Here is a 21,526-nt window from a genome sequence, read left to right on the forward strand (position 1 = left end):
GCACCTTCTGTTGACCCCCGCGTGCGGTTTGGAGACTGACCATGAAGCTCAATCCGGTTACCTTGAAAAAACTCAAGCGCTTCAAGTCGATCAAGCGCGGTTACTACTCCTTCATCATCTTCACCACCCTGGTGCTGCTCTCCCTGCTGGCGGAGCTGCTGGTCAACAGCCGGGCACTGATGGTGAGCTATCAGGGCCAGCTGCACTTCCCCACCTATGGCGATGTGATCCCCGGTCAGCAGTTCGGGCTCGATTACGAGTACGAAACCAACTACCGCCAGCTCAAGGCCAAGTTTGCCGCAGAGGGCCAGGGCGACTGGGTACTGCTGCCGCCGGTGCCCTGGAACCCCTACGAGCAGGATTTCAAGGAGGATGCCTACCCGCCTTACGCCCCCAGCGCGGCCGAGCGCCACTTCCTCGGCACCGACACCAGCGGCCGCGACGTGCTGGCGCGGCTGGTTTACGGCTTTCGCATTGCCATCGGCTTTGCCTTTATCGCGCTGGCGGCCAGTTACGCCATCGGGGTAACCATCGGCTGTCTCATGGGCTTTCTCGGCGGCCGCTTCGACCTCATCCTGCAACGCTTTATCGAGATCTGGTCCCAGGTGCCATTTCTCTACGTCATCATGATCCTGGTGTCGCTGGCCAAGCCCAACTTCGGCCTGTTTGTCGCCATCAACGTGCTGTTCGGCTGGATGGGGATCACCTGGTATATGCGCACCCTCACCTACAAGGAGCGGGCACGGGACTATGTGATGGCGGCGCGGGCGCAAGGGGCGACCACCGGGCGGATCATCTTCAACCACATCCTGCCCAACACCCTGATGATGATCGTCACCCTGGCGCCGTTCGCCGTGGTGGGCAATATCTCCACCCTGACGGCGCTCGACTATCTGGGCTTCGGGCTGGCTCCGCCGACCCCGAGCTGGGGGGAGCTGCTCTCCCAGGGCATCAACAATCTGGATGCCATCTGGATCGTCAGCTCGGTGGTGGCAGCGGTGAGTCTGGTGCTGATCATGGTCTCCTTTATTGGTGAGGCGATCCGCGAGGCGTTTGATCCGCGCAAATTTACCCGTTACCAATGAGCCAGCCGATGCCAGCGCATCGGCTGGCGCCGGGTAACGAACAGTGATGAATGAAGGACGGGCCACCGCCATCGGCGGTCCCGGGAGCAAGGGATAATCCCGTTATCAATCAAGACCCCCAGTGCAGGGGCCAGACCTGGAAGTCAAACATGAAAAATAAAATCAAATGGATAGGTGCTCTCTTTGTGCTGGTAAACGGATCCTGGGTCTGGGCGGCCAGCCTGCCCGCGGATCTCAAATGGGAGACCAACGACACGGATCCTGTGTTCGCCTCCCCCAAGGCGCAGCCGGGCGGCAGCCTCAATATGTTTGTGGAGAGCTTTCCGCTGACGTTCCGCACCGTGGGGCCTGACTCCAACGGATCGTTCCGCTCCTTTATTCTCGATAACCAGTTGCGACTCATCAGCTTCCATCCCAATACCGGCAACCCCATCCCCTCGCTCGCGACCCACTGGGCCATCGCGCCAGACAGCCAGACCGTCTACTTCAAGCTGGATCCCCGCGCCAAATGGTCGGATGGCAAGCCGGTCAATGCTGACGACTACACCTTCGGCTACGAGATGATGCGCTCCAAACACATCAAGGGGCCCTGGTTCAACAACTACTACACCACTGAAGTGGTCGCGGTAGAGAAGATCGATGATCACACCATTATGGTCAAAGCGGCCAACCGCAAGGCCAAGATGGACCTGCTCAACACCACCGAGCTGTGGCCCCAGCCCAAGCACTACTACAAGCTGACCCCCAACTGGGTGAAGCAGTACAACTGGGCCGTGGTGCCCACCACAGGCCCCTACGTGATCAGCGACGTCAAGAAGGGCAAGTCGGTCACCTTCAGCAAGCAGAAGGATTGGTGGGCAAAAGACGATCGCTACAACCAGCACAGATTCAACATCGACACCATCAAGGTGCAGGTGATCCGCGACCACAACATCGCCTTCCGCCACTTCCTGAAAGGGGAGATCGATACCTTCGAGATGATCCTGCCCAACTGGTGGCATGAAAAAGCGGTCACCCCGGAGTACAAAAAAGGCTACGTGCAGAAGGTAATGGCCATGACCGACACCAAACAGGGCGGTCAGGGGGTGCACCTCAATGTGGCCAACCCCAAGCTGGCGGACGTGAACGTGCGCCTCGGCATCCAGCACGCCTTCAACATCGACAAGATGATCGAGACCGTGCTGCGCGGCGACTATGACAGAGCCACCACCTTCGGCTCGGGTTTTGGCGAGTTCACCGACATGACGCTGCCGGAGCGGGCTTATGACATCGGCAAGGCGCGGGAGTACTTTGCCAAGGGCGGTTACAACAAGCCGGGGCCGGACGGCATCCTGCAAAATGAGAAGGGGGAGCGGCTGACGCTGGCACTCACCTACACCAGTCAGGAGCACTCCAAGCGCCTGACCGTGTTGAAAGAGGAGGCCAAGAAAGCGGGTCTCGATCTGGAGCTTAACCTAGTGGATGGCGCCACCGGCTTCAAGGTGATGCTGGAGAAGAAACACGAGGCGGCCTGGCTTGGCTGGGGCGGCGGCGGTCTCTATCCACAATATTGGGAGTCGTTCCACTCCGCCAATGCCAACAAACCGCAGACCAACAACCTGTTCAACGTGGCTGACAAGGAGCTGGACGCACTGATCGACGCCTACAACGTCGAATTCGACATGGCCAAACGGGCCGAGATCTCCCGCCAGATCCAGCAGCGCATCTATGATCTCGCCATCTTCGTGCCCGGGGTGCAGCTCAACTATGTGCGGGCCAGCAGCTGGCGTTATGTGATGCTGCCGGACGTACCTGCCACCAAGAACACGCCGGATCTGCTCTACTGGCCGATGGATGGTTATCCTCACAGTAGTGGTGGTCTGCTCTGGCTCGATCCCAAGGTGAAGGAAGAGACCCGCAACGCCAAGGAGGCAGGGGAGGCGCTGGCGCCCATCAACCTGCTCGACAAGACCTATGCACGTCATTGATATTCAGGCCATTGCGAAGGGAGCAGCCGTTATGCCCAACACTCAGGCCCCCATTCTTGACGTACCGGATAACGGGGGGGAGTTCGCCGCTGATAACGGCCAGCACCAGGCCCCAATCCTCGAAGTACGCGATCTTGAGGTGGAGTTCGCCGTCGATGACGGCAAAATCAAGGTGCTCGACGGGGTCAGCTTCAAGGTGGCCCCGGGTCAGACGCTGGGGATCGTCGGCGAGTCCGGCTGTGGCAAGAGCGTTACCTCGCTCGCCATCATGGGGCTCTTGCCCAAGCCCCACGGTCAGGTGGTGGCCGGTTCCATCCGCTTTCAGGGGGAGGAGCTGCTGTCGCTTGCGCCGGATCAGATGTACAAGGTGCGCGGCAACCGCATCTCGATGATCTTTCAGGAGCCGATGACGGCCCTCAACCCGGTGCAGACGGTGGGGGAGCAACTGATGGAGGTGTTTCGCCTCCATCGCCCCGAGTATGACAAGGCCCAGCGCAAAGCTGCGGCCATCGCCATGCTGCAGAAGGTGGGGATCCCGGAACCGGCCCAGCGCTTTGCGGTCTATCCCCACAACCTCTCCGGCGGCATGCGCCAGCGAGTGATGATCGCCATGGCGCTCTCCTGCGAGCCAGACCTGCTTATCTGTGACGAGCCGACCACGGCGCTGGATGTCACCATTCAGGCCCAGATCCTCGAATTGATGAAAGAGCTGCAGGCCCAGACCGGGATGGCCATCATCTTTATTACCCACGATCTGGGGGTAGTGGCGGAGCTGTGCGACGAGGTGGTGGTGATGTACGCCGGGCGGGCGGTAGAGCAGGCCGACGTGTTCGAACTGTTTGACCACCCCCGTCACCCCTATACCCACGGCTTGATGAGCTCAATCCCGCGCCTTGAGGATGAGCCCAAGAGCCTGCTCAAGACCATCAAGGGACAGGTGCCAGCCCTGCACGAGATGCCCGCTGGCTGCCGCTTCTCCAACCGCTGCCCCCATGCAACCGATCTCTGCATCAGCGCCATTCCGGCGGTGGAGCAGTTAAATCTGCGCCACCATGTCGCCTGTCACTACTGGAAGGAGTTGACCGTATGAGCACTCTGTTATCGGTCAGGGATCTGAAACAGCACTTCCGGCTGGGAGGCGGGTTCCTGCGCAAGCAATATACGGTTCACGCGGTGGATGGCATCAGCTTCGACCTGAAACAGGGGGAGACGCTGGGGCTGGTGGGTGAATCGGGCTGCGGCAAGTCCACCCTCGGGCGCAGCCTGCTCAAGCTGTTCGAGCCGACCGCGGGCACCATCACCTTCGAGGGGCGCGACATCACCGCCCTCAGCCCGAAGGAGATGCGATCCCTGCGTCAGGAGATGCAGATGGTGTTTCAGGACCCTGCAGAATCCCTCAACAGCCGCCACACCGTGGGCCAGATTTTGGAGGAGCCCTTTATCATCCACGGTAAAGGCAACACTGAACAGCGGCGCGGCTGGGTGCAGGAGCTGCTGGCAAAAGTGGGCCTGCCGGGCAGCGCGGTGGATCGCTACCCCCACGAGTTCTCCGGCGGTCAGCGCCAGCGGATCGGCATCGCTCGCGCCATCGCCCTCAAGCCCAAGCTGCTGGTGTGCGACGAGGCAGTCTCGGCCCTCGATGTCTCGGTGCAGTCGCAGATCGTCAACCTGCTGCTCAGCCTGCAGCGGGAGATGAACCTCTCCATCATCTTCATCGCCCACGATCTGTCGGTGGTCAAACACATCTCGGATCGGATCGCGGTGATGTATCTGGGACGGATCGTCGAACTGGCGGATGCCCAGTCGCTCTATCTGGCACCGCGCCACCCTTACACCCAGGCGCTGATCTCCGCCATTCCGGTACCGGACCCGCGCAGGCGCAGCCAGCGCATTCTGCTGACCGGCGATGTGCCCTCCCCCATCTCGCCGCCAAGCGGCTGCCACTTCCACCAGCGCTGCCCCCATGCGACCGAGTTGTGCAAAAGCAAGGCGCCCAAGCTTGAGGCGTGTGATGAGTCCCATCATCAGGTGGCCTGTCACACCCCGCTCGCCGTCGGTAGTCACGCTATCAGCGGCGACAGCAGGCTGGAGCAGGCGAGCTAGGCGCAGCGAACAAACCCCAGGGTAGAAACAGACGAGGCGGCCATCAGGCCGCCTCGTGCTATCGGGTCACTCTTGTCTTATCGGGTCACGGCTACCGCTCATCAGGCAATCTGATAGCGGCCCGGCTTGTGGTTGAGTGTCAACACCAGATTACAGATAACCGCCGCCACGATGGAGAGCGCCAGAATCCAGGGCTGCACCACGAAAAACGAGGCGACAACAATGGCGCAATCGAGCCCCATCTGCAGCTTGCCCGCCCGAATGCCAAAGCGATCCTGAATAAAGAGCGCCAGAATGTTGAAGCCCCCCAGACTCGACTTGTGGCGAAACATGATGAGCAGCCCCATACCAATCAGGGTGCCGCCGATCAGCGCCGCATAGAGGGGCTCTATCTTGCCGATCTGCAGCACCCCGTTGAGGTGATCGGTCATGTAGGAGACCGCCGCCACCGAGACAAAGGTGTTGAAGGTAAAACGTGGCCCCATCCGCAGCCATGCCAGCGCATAGAAGGGCAGGTTGATGCCGAAAAACAGCAGGCCGAAGCTGATACCGGTCACCTTTTGCAGCAACAGCGCCAGCCCGGCAGTCCCGCCGGTGAGCAGGCCAACCTGATGAAACAGAAAGATGCCGAGGGAAACAAAGCCGGCCGCCGTCAGCAGGGCCAGCACATCCTCATAAATAGGATGGGCAGTACGAATCGAGGTGTTGTCCATAACCTGTATCCAAGCGAAGTAAAGAGAGAGAGAGTGTCTGTCGCCTGCCGTTGCGGGCGGGCTGCGAGCCCTGTCCACAGGGCTTCGTTATGGGGTCCAGTCTATTTTTTGTGAAAAGGATCACAACAGGCAGGCTGAACGCCCCATTCTGGTGCCTGTCATCTGGCATTGACACCCGCTGCACCAAGATGCAGCATGCCGCGGTTTAAGCGCGCCATCCCCCATTCACAGCACGAGGCACTTTTCATGAAGGTCACCATTTTTGGCACAGGCTATGTCGGGCTGGTACAGGCCGCCGTTCTGGCCGAGGTGGGCCATCAGGTCTGCTGCGTGGATGTGGATGATGAGCGGATCGCCGCCCTCAGGCTGGGGCAGATCCCCTTCTATGAGCCGGGGCTGGCCACGCTGGTCGAGAGCCATCTGGCCAGCGGCCGCCTGAGCTTCACGGTCGATCCCGCCATTGCCGTGGCACACGCCGACCTGCTGCTGATCGCCGTGGGTACCCCGGCTGACGAGGATGGCTCGGCCGATCTGCAACATGTGCTGACGGTGGCCGACACCATAGGCCGACTGATGAGCCGCCCCAAGCTGGTGGTGACCAAGAGCACTGTGCCGGTCGGCACGGCGCAGCAAGTAAGGGAACATATTGAGCTACAGTTGGCCGAACGTGGGCTGTCCCTCACCTGCGAGGTGGCGGCCAACCCCGAGTTTCTCAAGGAGGGGGCGGCGGTCAACGACTGCATGCGGCCGGATCGCATCATCATCGGCTGTGACAGCGAGCGGGCGCTTGAGCAGTTGCGCGCCCTCTACGCCCCCTTTAACCGTAATCACGACCGGATCGTGGTGATGGATCTGCGCAGCGCCGAGCTCACCAAATACGCCGCCAACGCCATGCTGGCCACCAAGATCTCCTTTATGAACGAGATGGCGGCCCTCGCCGAGCAACTGGGGGCCGATATCGAGGCGGTGCGCCAGGGGATGGGGGCCGATCCCCGCATCGGTTACCACTTTATCTACCCGGGCTGCGGCTACGGCGGCTCCTGCTTCCCCAAAGATATCAAGTCGTTGCGCCATACCGCGGCGAGTGTCGGCTGCGACGCCCCGCTTTTAGCGGCGGTCGAGCAGGTCAACCAGCGCCAGCAACAGAAGATGGCGCAAACCCTGCGCGGCCGCACCTTCGCCCTGTGGGGGCTGGCGTTCAAACCCGGCACCGACGATATGCGCGATGCGCCGAGCCGCCCGCTGCTGGCCGCCATCTGGGCTGCCGGTGGCCGGGTGCAGGCCTTTGATCCCAAGGCGATGGGGCGTGCCCGCCAGATCTACGGCCAGCGGCCGGATCTGCTGCTCTGCCCCACTCAGGAGGCTGCACTGGAAGGGGCCGATGCCCTGCTCATCTGTACCGAGTGGCAGGCGTTTCGCGCCCCCGATTTCCAGCAGCTAAAGGCCCTGCTCAACCAGCCTGTCATCATCGATGGCCGCAACCTCTATGATCCGCGCCAGCTCAGCGAGCTCGGGTTTGACTATCACGCCATCGGGCGACCACATCTTCCCGCCAAAAAGCAGCCTGCCAACACCAGCTGCAACCCGGAGACCCAACCATGACCTATCTGGTCACCGGCGTCGCTGGCTTTATCGGTTTTCATGTGGCCAGCCAACTGTGCGCCGCAGGTCATCAGGTGGTGGGGATCGACAACCTCAACGACTACTACGAGGTGAGTCTGAAAGAGGCGCGGCTGGCCCAACTTGCCAGTTTCCCCCATTTTCGCTTCGAGCGGCTTGATCTGGCAGATCGCGAGGCGATGGCGACCCTGTTTGCCAGCCACGGTTTCGAGCGGGTGCTCCATCTGGGGGCGCAAGCGGGGGTGCGCTACTCCATCGACAATCCGTTCGCCTATGCCGACAGCAACCTCACCGGCATGCTGACGGTGCTGGAGGGGTGTCGTCACCACGGGATTCAGCACCTCATCTACGCCTCCTCCAGTTCGGTCTATGGCATGGGGGATCAGATGCCCTACTCCACCGCGCAGCAGGTGGATCACCCGGTCTCCCTCTACGCTGCGACCAAAAAGAGCGGCGAGCTGATGGCCCACGCCTATTCGGCGCTCTATGGCCTGCCCACCACAGGGCTGCGCTTCTTTACCGTCTACGGCCCCTGGGGCCGGCCCGACATGGCCATCATCAAGTTCACCCGCGCCATCCTCGCGGGAGAGCCTATCGACGTCTATAACAACGGCGATCTCAGCCGCGACTTCACCTTTATCGACGACATCGTCGCTGGGATCCTCGCCGTCGCCGATCAGCCGCCCCGCCCCAATTCCGATTGGCACGCCAGCGAGCAGAGCGCGGCCGAGAGCGCCGCCCCCTACCGCATCCTCAATATCGGTAACGGCCAGCCGGTGCGGCTGCTCGATTTTATCGAGGCGCTGGAAGAGGCCATCGGCAAACCCGCCATCAAGCGGATGCTGCCGATGCAGGCAGGCGACATGCACGCCACCTGGGCCGACAGCGAACCGCTGCACACCCTCACCGGCCTGCGCCCCGCCACGCCCCTCAAGCAGGGGGTTGCCGAGTTTGTCCGCTGGTATCTCGACTACTACCAGCCCGACCGCTGACGAACGCGGGTAGACCCTCGGTCATTGATGAGTTAATCAGATACCACTGATGCCCCGCGGGTTTTAGGATGGCTGAACGCACTGTCTGCGCACCATAGCGAGGATTTGAGATGCAACAACAGGAACAGGGTCTGATCGATGGACTGTTCGACCGCCTCAAGCAAGCGCAAGCCAGGGATAGCAAGCGAGACCAACAAGCGGATCAGCTGATCCGCCAGCATCTGGCAGAGCAGCCCGATGCCCCCTACTACATGGCCCAGGCGCTGCTAATTCAGCAGGCAGCCCTTACTCGCCTCAACGAGCGGGTCAAGGAGCTGGAAGCCAGCCAGAGCGCCCCAAGTGGTGGCAGTTTTCTCTCCGGCCTGCTTGGTAGCGAAAGCAGCCCGCCCCCGCGCTTCACGCCGCCACCGGCATCCGCTCCTGCCCAGCCAGCATCCCGTACCAGCTCCTTTTTGGGCGGCGCCCTGCAAACCGCCGCCGGTGTGGCCGGTGGCGTGATGCTGGCCGATATGATCGGCGGACTGTTTCACAACAATCGGCCCGAGGAGATCATCGACATCATAGAGCCAGCGCCCATCGCCAATCCGGTCGATGCGGAACCGGTGCGCTGGGACGGCTGGGATTCACCTCCCGATGCTGGCAGCAATTTTCTCGACGACGATAGCCAGAGTAGCGGCTGGGCCGACAGTGACGATAACAACGACGGTTTCTTCTGACCGTCAAACCATTACTGGCCCCGCACCTAGCGGGGCTCAACTCGATACGAAACCCATGACTATGGAAAGTGTGATGACACCACGGATCGGCAGCGGCATGACGCGATATACTCAGCGCGCTTCGTGCCACCCGGGAACAACTCCCGACCCCAGGCGCTCTGTCCGTGGCCACGCAACACCCCCATGACGACAAGGAGCCACCTCATGATCCGAACCCTGCTTTTGACCGGTGCCGCCATTGCGGCCTATGCCCTGACCCAGAGCCACTCTCTGCTTCCCCTGCTCAGCCTGCTGGCCCTGCTTTCGCTCTGGGTTGTCAGCGAAATTGGCAGCTTCTATCGCGCGCTTCCTCCCGCAGCGCTGGATGAGCAGGAGTATCACCACGACTTTTAACCGGATGAAAAATGGTGTGAAACGGTCGAGATGCCGTTAGTTCCATACCGTTTTGCTCTCTGAAATCAACCGGCTATAACAACAGGATCCACTGGGTTCGTGGCGATAGCAGCCATGTTCCTCTATATCTTCTGTACTCAAACAGGAGATAACCCATGAGGCACATCAGCGAAAACGGACTGTTTTTGCTGCTTTTTTTGTCGTTGTTACTGGCAGGTACGCCGCGGGCGATGGCACAAGGCAGGGATTTCAGACAGGCCCCCAAGGCGCTGACGGCGATCAAGCAGGGTCAAGTTGCCCAGCAACACGGTCATCTGCAAAAGGCCATCGCCCTCTACTGTGTCGCCGCCAGCACCGGCAACCCTGAAGGATATTTCCGGATCGGCCGCCTGCTCGCCACCGGCCCCGCCTCGGTTCGCAGCGCCAAGCTGGCCAACAGCTATCTCGCCATGGCGATGCGCCTTGGCAACCAACGGGCCGCCCGTTACTACAACGCCCGCATCGGCAATGCCCCTATGGGGGATAGGTGTGGCATGGGGATCCGTGGCGGTCAGGGTGGCTATCTGGCCGGGCTCCCCTCCACCCCCTTCAATGTCGACTCCTGGGTTGCCCGCCAGCCCCCCGCCAAGCAAAAGCTGGTCACCATGCTGCGTCACGCAGCCAAGCACCATAAAGTGGATGCCCGGCTGGTACTGGCGATTGCCATCGCCGAATCCAATCTCAACAGCCGCGCCGTTTCACCCAAGAATGCGCAGGGGCTGATGCAGCTGATCCCCGAAACCCAGCAACGGTTCGGGGTAACCCGGCCATTCGATCCGGCCCAAAACATCAAGGGCGGCGTCAGTTATCTCAAATGGCTGGATCGCCGTTTCGATGGCGACTGGGTACTGATCTCGGCAGCCTACAATGCCGGGGAAAAAGCGGTGGAACGCTATGGCGGGATCCCACCCTATGACGAGACGCAGGAGTACGTGAAACGGGTGCTTTACTTCGCTGGCCACAAGCAGCCCTGAGCGGAAAATCAGGAGCTCGCCCGACCGGAAGGCGGCACACGCCCCTTTCTGCGGCCACTGTAGCGGCCACGCCCCCAATAATCGAAGCCATAGTGGCGGTAGTAACCCACCAGATTGCTGACCAGAAACAGCCCCTCCATCAGCGCGGCGACCGGTGAGCCCACCAGCAAGTTGTTACCCAGCCAGCAGAGGGTACCGAGCAGCATCCAGCGCCGCAGCAGGCGATCATCAGGGCAAAACGCGGCCCGGGTTTGCAGCTGGCTCGCCAGCAGCCCGATCCATGAGAGCAGGCCCTGATAGGTCGCTAGCGCCGCCGCACAGGCCAACCCCATGAAAAACCACATCAAGATGCGGCGAACCAGCCAGATGCTCACCAGAAAGCGCATACTGGCCAGCAGCAACAGGCTGGCGGCCGACCACTGCCCGAGCAGGGCAAAGTGACCGGCATTGAGGGCGCAGGAGAGGGCCAGACAGGCCAGGATCCTGCGGCGATCCCGCAACTGAAACGACAACAGATCGAGCAACAAGGCCAGGCTCACCACCAGTTGCGACCACAGAAACAGCGACATCATCCACCCCTCGTCTGTCATTTGGATGGCGCAGCATGAGGGGATGGCCGGAGAGCGGCATTAACCCGTGTTAATGCGCCTGCGGATCCGTGACAGGGTGACCGGGCTGATGCCGATGTAGTTGGCGAGCTGCACCTGAGTGAGCCGCGCAGGCCAGTGAGGGAAGGTGTGGCAGAGCTCCCGATAACGTTCCTCGGGGGAGTGGAGCAGCAAAAACGCCTCCTTGCGCTCCTTGTAACCGAGCTGCTGGCGTAGCAGGGCCATGCAAACCGGCTGCCAGGCGGGCTCATCCAGCAGGGTGAGCGGCACCCGCACCACCTGCAACTCCGTCAGCGCCTCCAGCTGATAGCGGGCGATCGATCCCGTGAGCCAGCTGTCATAGAGCAGGCAGAGTTCCCCCTCGAAGTAGAACTCCTTGCAGCGCTCCTGTCCGTCCCGGGTGTAGTGGCAGGCGCGAGCGATGCCCGCTTCGATATAGAAGGCAGCTTCCTGCCCTGCCCCTTGCGCCAACAGTGCCTGACCGGCGCGCAGCGTCTGCCGTGGCAAGCGCTGGCAGAGAGCTTCACTCAGCGCGGCGTCCAATCCCATTGTGCAGAGAAAGTCGGCCAGTGAGGGGGCTTGAGGAGATGGGTTCATGACGGCTCCGGAACAAAACGGCAGCCCACATCATGCCCAAATTGCACGGCTGATGCAGCAAGGCGTGACCGCTGCGGCAAAGGGGGGACATAGCCGGGTGCCACCTTTGCCCCCCCTCGTCCGTTGGTTTACAATCGACGGGTTTTTTGGAACCCGGTTGACCTGTGTCGACCTGGCCCCACCACGACATCAGTCTGTTAATGCCAAGACATTAACCTGCTGAAAAGGAAGAGAATTAGCCAATGGCTCAATTTATTTACACCATGAACCGGGTCGGCAAGGTAGTGCCGCCCAAGCGTCATATTCTCAAGAACATCTCCTTGAGCTTCTTCCCGGGCGCCAAGATCGGCGTGCTGGGTCTGAACGGCGCCGGTAAATCGACCCTGCTGCGCATCATGGCGGGCATCGACACCGAGATCGAAGGGGAAGCCCGTCCGCAGCCCGGCATCAAGATCGGCTACCTGCCGCAGGAGCCGAAGCTGGAGCCGGAGCAGACCGTACGCGAAGCGGTCGAAGAGGCCGTTGGCGAGGTGAAGCGCGCCATGGCCCGTCTGGACGAGGTCTATGCGGCCTACGCCGACCCGGATGCCGACTTTGACAAGCTGGCCCGCGAACAGGGCGAGCTGGAAGCCATCATCCAGGCCCAGGGCGGTCACAACATGGAAAACCAGCTGGAGCGCGCGGCCGATGCCCTGCGCCTGCCGGCCTGGGATGCCAAGATCAAGCACCTCTCCGGTGGTGAGCGCCGCCGTGTGGCACTCTGCCGTCTGCTGCTGGAAAAGCCGGACATGCTGCTGCTGGACGAACCAACCAACCACCTGGATGCGGAATCCGTGGCCTGGCTGGAGCGCTTCCTGCACGACTACGAAGGCACTGTTGTGGCCATCACTCACGACCGTTACTTCCTCGACAACGTGGCGGGCTGGATCCTGGAGCTGGACCGCGGCGAAGGTATCCCGTGGGAAGGCAACTACTCCTCCTGGCTGGAGCAGAAGGATGCCCGTCTGGCGCAGGAAGCCAGTTCCGAAGCGGCCCGTCGCAAGTCCATCGAAAAAGAGCTGGAGTGGGTTCGTCAAAACCCGAAAGGCCGTCAGGCCAAGTCCAAGGCCCGTATGGCTCGCTTCGAAGAGCTCAACACCAACGACTACCAGAAGCGCAACGAGACCAACGAGCTGTTCATTCCGCCCGGACCGCGCCTCGGCGACAAGGTGGTTGAAGTGGCCAACCTGCGCAAATCCTACGGTGATCGGGTGCTGATCGACGATCTGTCGTTTGCCATTCCGAAAGGGGCCATCGTCGGCATCATCGGTCCTAACGGTGCCGGTAAGTCTACCCTGTTCCGCATGATGTCGGGTCAGGAGCAGCCGGATTCCGGCGCCATAACCCTGGGTGAAACCGTGGTACTGGCCTCTGTCGATCAGTTCCGCGACAGCATGGATGACAAGAAGACGGTATTCGAAGAGGTCGCTGACGGTCAGGATATCCTGCGCATCGGCAACTACGAGTTCCCGAGCCGCGCCTACATCGGCCGCTTCAACTTCAAGGGTTCCGATCAGCAGAAGCGGGTTGGCGAGCTCTCCGGTGGTGAGCGCGGTCGTCTGCATCTGGCCAAGCTGCTGCAGACCGGCGGCAACGTGCTGCTGCTGGATGAACCGACCAACGATCTGGATATCGAAACCCTGCGCGCCCTCGAGAACGCCCTGCTGGAGTTCCCGGGTTGTGCCATGGTCATCTCCCACGACCGCTGGTTCCTCGACCGTATCGCCACTCACATCCTCGACTATCAGGATGAGGGCAAGATCGAGTTCTTCGAAGGTAACTTTACCGAATACGAAGAGTGGAAGAAAAAGACCTACGGCGCCGAGGCGATCCAGCCCCATCGCGCCAAGTACAAGCGCATCGCCAAATAGGGCTGACTGCGTGTTGAGGGGAGCTTCGGCTCCCCTTTCTCTTGCCTTTTGACTTACAATCCTAGACGGATGCCTTTGCATGGATGTAGCACGATGACGACCCCCATAGAGAAAAAACTCACCATCCAGATCCGGGTTGAACCGGGTTGCCTCGGGCCGGATGGCAAGGAGCACATAGAGACCTTCTGTGCTGCTGCCGCCAAGATTTTTGCCGCCGTGGAGCCCGAGCTGGTGAGCTGGGTGCTGATCCCCCGCTACGACAAGCAACTGCCTGAGCAGGAGTTCTTTATCGAGGGGCGCAAGCTGACCGAAGAGCAGGCAAGCCTCTTTCTGCGCCGCTTCGGCCGCGAGCTGGGTGAAGTGCAAGACCGGCTCGACTCGGTGCTGGCCCAGCTGGTCGAGCGCTACTTCAAAACCCTGTAAGCCCCCAATTTTCGATAAAAGGTTCTCTGCTGAGAACCTTTTATCATGCTCAAAAAGCAAACGTTTGAATTTTTACTCTATTCATTGATCTGCTTCGCAGATCCGGGGTTTGTAAACGGCGCCGCCTGTGTAAAAATGTGCGCGCTGTCACGGTATCAGGACGAGTCTGGTTACTTAACCGCCAGAAAAAGGGCAATTTACCCCGCATGGATGGGATAGCCCGTTCCCCTGCTGCTTATTTCACGTCACCTATTGGAATCCAACATGAATCAACAACACCAAGCTGCCAATCAGGCCGCCGGGCAAGGATTGCTTGAGCGCCTGTTTGCCCTGCAAGGCCATGGCACTACCGCCCGCACCGAAGTGATTGCCGGTATCACCACCTTCCTGACCATGGTCTATATCGTGTTCGTCAACCCGCAGATCCTCTCTGCGGCGGGCATGGACACCCAGGCCGTGTTCGTCACCACCTGCCTCATCGCCGGTATCGGCAGCATCCTGATGGGCCTGTTGGCCAACCTGCCGATCGCCCTGGCTCCCGCCATGGGCCTCAACGCCTTCTTCGCCTTCGTGGTCGTCGCCGGTATGGGTTACTCCTGGCAAGTGGGCATGGGCACCATCTTCTGGGGTGCCATGGGTCTGTTGATCCTCACCCTGCTGCGAGTGCGCTACTGGCTGATCGGCAACATCCCGCTCACCCTGCGGGTCGGCATCACCGCCGGTATCGGCTTGCTGATCGCCCTGCTCGGCCTGCACAACGCCGGGATCGTGGTGGCCAGCCCCGCGACTATGGTAACCGTGGGCAACCTCACCTCCCTGCCCTGCCTGCTGGGTCTGCTCGGTTTCTTCCTGATCTGCATCTTCTCCGCCCGCGGCGTCCACTCCGCCGTGCTGATCGCCATCGTGGTCACCACGGGTCTGGGCTGGCTGTTTGGCGATGTCACCTTCAAGGGCTTTGTCTCCATGCCCCCCAGCATCGAGCCGGTGTTCGGCCAGCTGGATCTGATGGGATCGCTCGATATCAGCCTGGCCGGGATCATCTTCTCCTTTATGCTGGTCAACCTGTTCGACTCCTCCGGCACCCTGATCGGCGTCACCAACCGCGCCAAGCTGGCCGATGACAAGGGGCACTTCCCGCGCATGAAGCAGGCACTGCTGGTCGATAGCGTGAGCTCGGTCGGCGGCGCCTTTATGGGCACATCCTCGGTCACCGCCTTCATCGAGAGCAGCTCCGGCGTTGCCGTCGGCGGCCGTACCGGTCTGACTGCCATCGTGGTCGGCATCCTGTTCCTGCTGGCAATCTTCTTCTCTCCGGTCGCCGCCATGGTGCCGGCCTATGCCGCCGCTGGCGCCCTTATCTATGTGGGTGTGCTGATGTGCTCCGAGCTGACCCGGGTGAAGTGGGAAGATCTGACCGAAGCGGTTCCGGCCTTCATGACTGCGGTGATGATGCCGTTCAGCTTCTCCATCACCGAGGGGATCGCCGTGGGCTTCATCTCCTACTGCGTGATGAAGGCGGGCACCGGCCGCTGGCGCGAAATCAACCCCTGCGTGCTGGTGGTAGCCCTGCTGTTCGTCCTCAAGTTCTTCTGGGTAGACGGTCACTAAGTCAGGCTTTCGCCAACAAAAATGCCAGTCAGCTGACTGGCATTTTTTTATCCCAAACTATTCTCGGCCTGTGCTCTGGCCATAAAAAAATCCGAAACCAGTGGTTTCGGATTTTTTCTATTCAGCATGTGGCAGAGCAGGGTTATCCCCTCGCCTGCCACATCGGCAGCAGTTACTCGGCAGCCATGCGGGCTTCGATGTAAGCCAGCGCGCGGTCGATACGGGCCAGTACGCGCTCCTTGCCCACCAGCACCATCACGGCGTCGATGGCAGGGGGGGATTTACCTAGAGCGGTGATGACGACCGGCAACGTCAGGCTTACTCGGCAGCCATACGGGCTTCGATGTAAGCCAGCGCGCGGTCGATACGGGCCAGTACGCGCTCTTTGCCGACCAGCGCCATCACGGCGTCGATGGCTGGGGACTGACCCAGACCGGTGACGGCTACACGCAGCGGCATACCAACCTTGCCCATGCCCTGACCCAGCTCGGCAGCGGTCGCTTCAATCAGCTCGTGCAGCGCTTCGGTAGTCCAGCTATCCAGTGCAGCCAGCTTGGTTTTGGCCAGAGCCAGCGGCTCGGCAGCAACGCCGCGCAGGTGCTTCTTGGCAGCCGCTTCGTCGATCGCTTCATACTCTTCGAACAGGTAGCGGCTCTGGGCGGCCATCTCGACCAGGGTGTTGCAGCGCTCGGCCAGCAGGGTGACCACGTCGGCCAGCGCCGGGCCATTGCTGGTGTCGATCTTCTGGTTTTCCATGTGCCATGCCAGATGCTTGGCAACATAAGCCGGATCCAGGCTGCGCATGTAGTGGTTGTTCAGCCACAGCAGCTTGTCGGTATTGAAGGCAGAGGCAGACTTGGAGATGGCATCCAGGCTGAACAGCTTGATCATCTCTTCCAGGCTGAAGATCTCCTGATCGCCGTGGGACCAGCCCAGACGCACCAGATAGTTCAGCAGCGCTTCCGGCAGGTAGCCGTCATCGCGGTACTGCATCACGGAGACTGCACCGTGGCGCTTGGAGAGCTTGGCACCGTCGTCACCCAGGATCATGGAGACGTGGGCAAACTCCGGTACCGGCGCGTTCAGCGCCTTGTAGATGTTGATCTGGCGCGGGGTGTTGTTGATGTGGTCTTCGCCACGCACCACGTGGGTGATCTCCATATCCCAGTCATCGACCACCACGCAGAAGTTGTAGGTCGGCGCGCCGTCGGTACGGCGGATGATCAGATCGTCCAGCTCGGTGTTGGCGAACTCGATGCGGCCACGGACGTGGTCATCGAACACCACGGAGCCTTCGGTCGGGTTGCGGAAGCGGATCACGTGCGGCGCATCGGCCGGGTGATCGTGGGCGTGGTCGCGGCACTTGCCGTCATAACGCGGTTTCTCGCCGTTGGCCATCTGGCCTTCACGCAGCGCTTCCAGACGCTCCTTGGAGCAGTAGCACTTGTAGGCGCGGCCGTCAGCCAGCATCTCGTCGATCAGCGCGTTGTAGCGATCGAAGCGCTTGGTCTGGTAGTAGGGGCCCTCATCCCAGTTCAGCTCCAGCCATTCCATGCCCTCAATGATGGCGTCGATGGCCTCCTGAGTGGAACGTTCCAGATCGGTATCCTCGATACGCAGCACAAACTCACCGCCCTGGTTCTTTGCAAACAACCAGGAATAGAGTGCGGTACGGGCACCGCCGACATGCAAAAAGCCGGTCGGGCTGGGAGCAAAACGGGTTTTGACTTTCATCTTTAAGCCTTGTGTAGAGGGCCTTGGGCCAATTCGTTAAAAAAACCGTCGCATTTTAGCACCGACAATCACGGATGGGAAAACCATGAAGCCGCAAAGGGCAAAGTAGCAGGTTTAATTTGCGCAACGCCGCCCTGCCCCCCTGATCTTTGAAGGGGATCGCAGAACAGAATCCCCATTTCCGATTTGCTATGCATAGCGCTGGAGAGCTGCCTCCTCCTGCCGATATCCAGACAACTCTCAACGCCCCACGCAACAAGAACAAGGAAGAGACGATGCAGTTCCGTTCAATCCAGACCCGAATACTGGTCATGGCCGGGATCGCCATGACGACAGCCCTGGTCATCCTGATCCTGCTCAACCAGTACTCCGGTCAACAGACCCAGAAGCTGACCATCAGCTCCAGCCGCGCCGCCCTGCAGCAGGAGGCATGGCAGAAGGTCAGTGCCAACGCCCGCGCCGAAGCGGCCACCATCACCCAGCTGTTGCAAAAGGGGCTCTCCTACACCCAGCAGATGGCCAGCGTCTTCGCCCAGCAACAGCAGGGCCTGCTGCCGCTCGATCGCCAGCAGGCCACCGACCTGCTCAAGGCACAATTGGCGTTGGAGCCCCAGCTCTATGGCGCCTTTGCCGGCTTCGAGCCCAACGGTTTCGACGGTCAGGATGCCAGCTTTGCTGGCCAGAGTGCGCTGGGCAGTGATGACAAGGGGCGCTTCGTGCCCTACTTCTATCGCGACAAGGATCAAATCGGCACCGATCTGCTGCTCTCCATCGAAAAAACCGACCCGGACGAATTCGGCAATCCCGCCAACGACTACTACGCCTGCCCGAAGCGGGAGGGGCGCTCCTGCCTGATCGATCCCTTCAAGGTGGATATCAACGGTCAGCAGGTGCTGGTGAGCACCATCACCACCCCCATCATGGTGGATGGTCAGTTCAAGGGGATCGCCGCGCTGGATCTGGCGGTGGACTCCATCAGCCGTCAGGCCAAGAGCCTCAACAGCAATATCTATGACGGCCAGGGCGAAACCCTGATCGTCAGCGCCGCCGGTGTCATCACCGGCACCAGCGGCGATGCCAGCCTGCTCGGCAGCAGCGCAAGTAAGGTGCTGGGCAACCAGTGGCAGCAGTACCTGAAACCGGAAGTTCAGCGTCAGGAGCTGGACGAGTCATTCCGTATTTCCGTCCCCATCATGGTACCGGGAATGAGCCGCAACTGGGCCATCATCGTCACCCTGCCCTACAAGGTGGTACTGGCGGGGGCCGATCAACTGGAGAGCCAGCTGAGCGACATGAACCAGGCAGCCATGACCCAGCAATTGGTGGGTGCCGTTATCGTACTGGTGCTGGCGCTGGCCACCATGCTGGTGATTGCCCGCAGCATCACAGGCCCCATCCGTCAGATGGTCAGCCTGGTGGATGACATCGCCGATGGTGAAGGGGATCTCACCAAACGCCTCACGACCCGCTCGGTGGATGAGCTGGGGGATCTCGCCAAGGGGATCAACCGCTTTATCGACAAACTGCAGGGGCTGCTCGGGGATGTGCTCAAGACTGCCAGCGAGGTGAACCGTTATGCCGGTGATACCGACCGCATCGCCGGTCAGACCGACAACAACCTGCAGCACCATCAGGCCGAGATGGAGCAGATGCTGACCGCGGTACAGGAGATGTCCTACGTCAGTCAGGAGGTGGCCACCCACGCCAACAATACCGCCGACTCGGCCAAACAGGCGCAAGGCGCGGCGGATCAGGGCAAGGAGCGCTTCCAGCAGGTGATCCAGTCGATGCACAAGGTCGCGGCAGAAGCCGGGAAAGGGGCCGAAGTGGTGGAAGGGCTGGCCCACGACAGCGCCCAGATCACCAGCATCCTCACCGTCATTCAGGGGATTGCCGATCAGACCAACCTGCTGGCCCTCAATGCCGCCATCGAGGCTGCACGGGCTGGCGAACAGGGCCGCGGCTTTGCGGTGGTGGCCGACGAGGTGCGCAAACTGGCGGGCAATACCCAGCAGGCGGTGCAGAACACCCAGGAGTTGATCGAGAAGATCCGCCTCAGCTCCACCAATGCAGTCAACGCCATCAACCAGAGCCAGCAGCTGACCCATCAGGCGGTGGGCGAGGCGGATCTGGCGGAAGAGGCGCTTGGCAGCATCTACCAGGCCATCTCCACCATCAACGACATGACCTATCAGATCGCCTCCGCCGCCGAAGAGCAGAGCTCGGTCTCAGAAACCGTCTCCGGCAACCTGTCAAAAACCAACGCACTGGCCAACGACATTGCTCAGGATGCGACCGAAACGGCCAAAGCCAGTCAGGCTTTGCGTCAGGCTGCCGACAAATTGCAGCAATTATTGGGTCAATTTCGTCTCAGCTGATAATTTTCCGCATCAGGACTCTCCCCCTCGGGGGCGAGTCCGTTTACCATAGGCGACGAATTTGCCTGATGGCAGGCAATGTAGTGAGAGGTAAATGCCGTGCCCACCCCGGACCGTCGCCCACGAGGCCATAACAGACGAGCCCAGCAGCGTCGCCAAGACGAATCACAAGGATCCCTGCTCCATCGCATCAATGCCGCGACCCTGTCCCTGCGCCAACGTTTTGGCCAAGGGATGAGCAACCTCGGCCAACGCCGCCAGGATGCCAAAGCAGGCAAATTCAAGCTGTCCAGCCCGCTGCCCCGCAAAAACACCATAGGTCTGCTGATCCTGATCCCGCTCTGGTTGCTGGTGCTGGCCTGGGAGCCGGCACCATCCGCTCCCAAAGCAGCCCCTTCCGGCTCGCTGGAAGTGCCGCTGGCCGTGCCTGCTCAAGCTCTAACTGTCGATAATGGCGCGGCAGGTAGTGCACCCGCGGCAGCCAAACCAGTCGAAGAGAAGGTCAACGGTACCTGGCTGCAACACGATGTGCAGGCGGGTGAGACCCTCTACTCCATCTGGCGTAAATTCGAGTTGCCGGGTGCCGAGCTGAGCCGCCTGATCGCCATCGAGGGGCCGGATCGTCCCCTGACCCGCCTGCAATCGGGCCGTTCTATCTTCATCCTGGTGGACGACACCCGCCGCATCCAGCGGGTGGAGATCCGCTCCTACGGTCAGGCGGTTTACCGCTACGACCGGCAGGGCGAAGGGTTCGCCCTCAAGGAATAACAACAACGGGAGGCGCTGGCCTCCCGTTTTTTTCAGTCAAATATCTTCAAATAAGCTACTGACTTCACAATATTTTTAGCTTGTTCAAAAAACGAAAGGGGTCAAATTGACAAGGATCGGCGCTAACGTACAATCGTTTGTGCTTTAAACAGGGATTGTTCTACGTGCTACTGGGACAAAGAGACGTGGTCAGTCATGAGCCAACCCCTGCTTGCAAGGCAAATGCAGCCCAGCACGGGCTTAGTTTCATTTTGTTATTGATAGGATTTAGCACATGTCTGACATTCGCACCGGCCAGGTAAAATGGTTCAACGAAACCAAGGGTTTTGGCTTTATTGAACAATCCCAGGGTCCGGACGTATTCGTTCACTTCTCCTCCATCCAGAGCACCGGTTTCAAAACCCTGGCTGAGGGTCAAAAAGTCCAGTTCACTGTGACCCAGGGCAAAAAAGGCCCTCAGGCTGAGAACGTTACTCTGGTTTAAGCCCGCGCCAGTGAATCATGCAGGAGGAGCCAAGGCCCCTCCTCTTTTTTGCCCGCAATTCTCGCCTCCCACCACTTGTCACAACCGCTTGCCTCGTACAATCCGCACCATGAGCCCACATCCCCTTCCTGTTGGCAGGAGGTGGTAGAGACGCGCCTAGTAAACGCCAGATACGACAAAGCATCGCAGCGCGATGTGAGGGGAAATTCAGAGGGATTATGAAGACTTCGAAGAGAGATTGGAGCGGGAAACGAGACTCGAACTCGCGACCCCGACCTTGGCAAGGTCGTGCTCTACCAACTGAGCTATTCCCGCAACAGAATGTCATTTACAAGTGATTGGAGCGGGAAACGAGACTCGAACTCGCGACCCCGACCTTGGCAAGGTCGTGCTCTACCAACTGAGCTATTCCCG

The 21,526-nt window shown here is 60.6% G+C and carries 20 protein-coding genes and 1 tRNA gene; 15 read left to right on the forward strand and 6 right to left on the reverse strand.

The genetic code is table 11. The annotated features are described in order from the left end of the window. The first annotated feature begins 41 nt into the window (after nt 1–41). The 4 genes from OKC31_RS15185 to OKC31_RS15200 all read left to right on the forward strand — a co-directional run bounded on the left by OKC31_RS15185 (nt 42) and on the right by OKC31_RS15200 (nt 5,155). Nucleotides 42–1,085, forward strand: a complete 1,044-nt coding sequence (locus OKC31_RS15185; RefSeq protein WP_013724081.1) for an ABC transporter permease — start codon at nt 42–44, stop codon at nt 1,083–1,085. Nucleotides 1,086–1,234: 149 nt separating this feature from the next. Continuing rightward, a complete protein-coding gene (locus OKC31_RS15190; RefSeq protein WP_182963013.1) occupies nt 1,235–3,052 on the forward strand; it encodes an extracellular solute-binding protein in 1,818 nt (605 codons plus the stop codon). A gap of 31 nt (nt 3,053–3,083) precedes the next feature. Beyond that, a complete protein-coding gene (locus OKC31_RS15195; protein WP_108542579.1) occupies nt 3,084–4,142 on the forward strand; it encodes an ABC transporter ATP-binding protein in 1,059 nt (352 codons plus the stop codon). Further along, entirely contained in the window at nt 4,139–5,155 is a 1,017-nt protein-coding gene (locus OKC31_RS15200) for an ABC transporter ATP-binding protein (RefSeq protein WP_139493712.1), read from the forward strand. Before OKC31_RS15195 ends, OKC31_RS15200 begins: the two co-directional genes overlap by 4 nt. 101 nt (nt 5,156–5,256) lie before the next feature. Here the strand turns inward: OKC31_RS15200 and OKC31_RS15205 are convergent, their stop codons facing one another. After that, the gene (locus OKC31_RS15205) at nt 5,257–5,868 is read right to left on the reverse strand and encodes a YitT family protein (protein ID WP_005349421.1); all 612 of its coding nucleotides are present in this window, start codon (nt 5,866–5,868) and stop codon (nt 5,257–5,259) included. Nucleotides 5,869–6,114: 246 nt separating this feature from the next. On the opposite strand from OKC31_RS15205, the gene OKC31_RS15210 reads away from it, so the two are divergent. The 5 genes from OKC31_RS15210 (at nt 6,115) to OKC31_RS15230 (ending at nt 10,602) form a co-directional block, all read left to right on the forward strand. Further along, on the forward strand, nt 6,115–7,470 hold the full coding sequence (locus OKC31_RS15210; RefSeq protein WP_270657121.1) for a UDP-glucose dehydrogenase family protein: 1,356 nt from the start codon (nt 6,115–6,117) through the stop codon (nt 7,468–7,470). After that, the gene (locus tag OKC31_RS15215; protein ID WP_247823978.1) at nt 7,467–8,480 is read left to right on the forward strand and encodes an NAD-dependent epimerase; all 1,014 of its coding nucleotides are present in this window, start codon (nt 7,467–7,469) and stop codon (nt 8,478–8,480) included. Before OKC31_RS15210 ends, OKC31_RS15215 begins: the two co-directional genes overlap by 4 nt. Nucleotides 8,481–8,590: 110 nt before the next feature. Further along, nucleotides 8,591–9,196 carry a DUF2076 domain-containing protein gene (locus OKC31_RS15220; RefSeq protein WP_247823977.1) on the forward strand — a complete coding sequence of 202 codons (606 nt, stop codon included), beginning with the start codon at nt 8,591–8,593 and terminating at the stop codon, nt 9,194–9,196. Between the two features lie 204 nt (nt 9,197–9,400). After that, a complete protein-coding gene (locus tag OKC31_RS15225) occupies nt 9,401–9,589 on the forward strand; it encodes a hypothetical protein (RefSeq protein ID WP_201973455.1) in 189 nt (62 codons plus the stop codon). Nucleotides 9,590–9,744: 155 nt separating this feature from the next. Further along, nucleotides 9,745–10,602: a lytic transglycosylase domain-containing protein gene (locus OKC31_RS15230; protein ID WP_270657122.1), complete on the forward strand. Its 858-nt coding sequence runs from the start codon at nt 9,745–9,747 to the stop codon at nt 10,600–10,602. Between the two features lie 8 nt (nt 10,603–10,610). Here the strand turns inward: OKC31_RS15230 and OKC31_RS15235 are convergent, their stop codons facing one another. Further along, nucleotides 10,611–11,174 (reverse strand): YgjV family protein, encoded by a 564-nt coding sequence (locus OKC31_RS15235; protein ID WP_247823975.1) that lies wholly within the window; start codon nt 11,172–11,174, stop codon nt 10,611–10,613. 57 nt (nt 11,175–11,231) lie between these two features. Continuing rightward, nucleotides 11,232–11,807, reverse strand: a complete 576-nt coding sequence (locus OKC31_RS15240) for a Crp/Fnr family transcriptional regulator (RefSeq protein ID WP_247823974.1) — start codon at nt 11,805–11,807, stop codon at nt 11,232–11,234. Nucleotides 11,808–12,049: 242 nt separating this feature from the next. Here OKC31_RS15240 and ettA point away from each other — a divergent pair, with 242 nt between their 5' ends. From ettA to OKC31_RS15255, 3 genes are all read left to right on the forward strand, one after another. Continuing rightward, nucleotides 12,050–13,717, forward strand: coding sequence for an energy-dependent translational throttle protein EttA (ettA, locus tag OKC31_RS15245; RefSeq protein ID WP_005338959.1), 1,668 nt, complete (start codon nt 12,050–12,052; stop codon nt 13,715–13,717). Between the two features lie 93 nt (nt 13,718–13,810). Further along, entirely contained in the window at nt 13,811–14,140 is a 330-nt protein-coding gene (locus OKC31_RS15250; RefSeq protein ID WP_005343410.1) for a hypothetical protein, read from the forward strand. A gap of 264 nt (nt 14,141–14,404) precedes the next feature. After that, nucleotides 14,405–15,748 carry an NCS2 family permease gene (locus OKC31_RS15255; protein WP_247823973.1) on the forward strand — a complete coding sequence of 448 codons (1,344 nt, stop codon included), beginning with the start codon at nt 14,405–14,407 and terminating at the stop codon, nt 15,746–15,748. 172 nt (nt 15,749–15,920) lie between these two features. Here OKC31_RS15255 and OKC31_RS15260 read toward each other — a convergent pair whose 3' ends face one another. Together OKC31_RS15260 and gltX are read right to left on the reverse strand one after the other, a co-directional pair. Next, the gene (locus OKC31_RS15260) at nt 15,921–16,058 is read right to left on the reverse strand and encodes a glutamyl-tRNA synthetase (RefSeq protein ID WP_247823972.1); all 138 of its coding nucleotides are present in this window, start codon (nt 16,056–16,058) and stop codon (nt 15,921–15,923) included. Nucleotides 16,059–16,066: 8 nt separating this feature from the next. Further along, nucleotides 16,067–17,482 (reverse strand): glutamate--tRNA ligase, encoded by a 1,416-nt coding sequence (gene gltX / locus OKC31_RS15265; RefSeq protein ID WP_058057262.1) that lies wholly within the window; start codon nt 17,480–17,482, stop codon nt 16,067–16,069. Between the two features lie 275 nt (nt 17,483–17,757). Here gltX and OKC31_RS15270 point away from each other — a divergent pair, with 275 nt between their 5' ends. From OKC31_RS15270 to OKC31_RS15280, 3 genes are all read left to right on the forward strand, one after another. Continuing rightward, nucleotides 17,758–19,860: a methyl-accepting chemotaxis protein gene (locus OKC31_RS15270; protein WP_247823971.1), complete on the forward strand. Its 2,103-nt coding sequence runs from the start codon at nt 17,758–17,760 to the stop codon at nt 19,858–19,860. A 99-nt stretch (nt 19,861–19,959) separates the two neighbouring features. Then, a complete protein-coding gene (locus OKC31_RS15275) occupies nt 19,960–20,628 on the forward strand; it encodes a LysM-like peptidoglycan-binding domain-containing protein (protein ID WP_247823970.1) in 669 nt (222 codons plus the stop codon). Nucleotides 20,629–20,902: 274 nt separating this feature from the next. Next, nucleotides 20,903–21,112, forward strand: a complete 210-nt coding sequence (locus OKC31_RS15280; RefSeq protein WP_005338972.1) for a cold-shock protein — start codon at nt 20,903–20,905, stop codon at nt 21,110–21,112. Nucleotides 21,113–21,351: 239 nt separating this feature from the next. On the opposite strand, the gene OKC31_RS15285 is transcribed toward OKC31_RS15280, so the two are convergent. Continuing rightward, a tRNA-Gly gene (locus tag OKC31_RS15285) sits at nt 21,352–21,427 on the reverse strand. Nucleotides 21,428–21,526: the final 99 nt, after the last annotated feature.

It is taken from the genome of Aeromonas sp. Y293-4, from assembly GCF_027705905.1.
GTDB lineage: Bacteria > Pseudomonadota > Gammaproteobacteria > Enterobacterales > Aeromonadaceae > Aeromonas > Aeromonas veronii.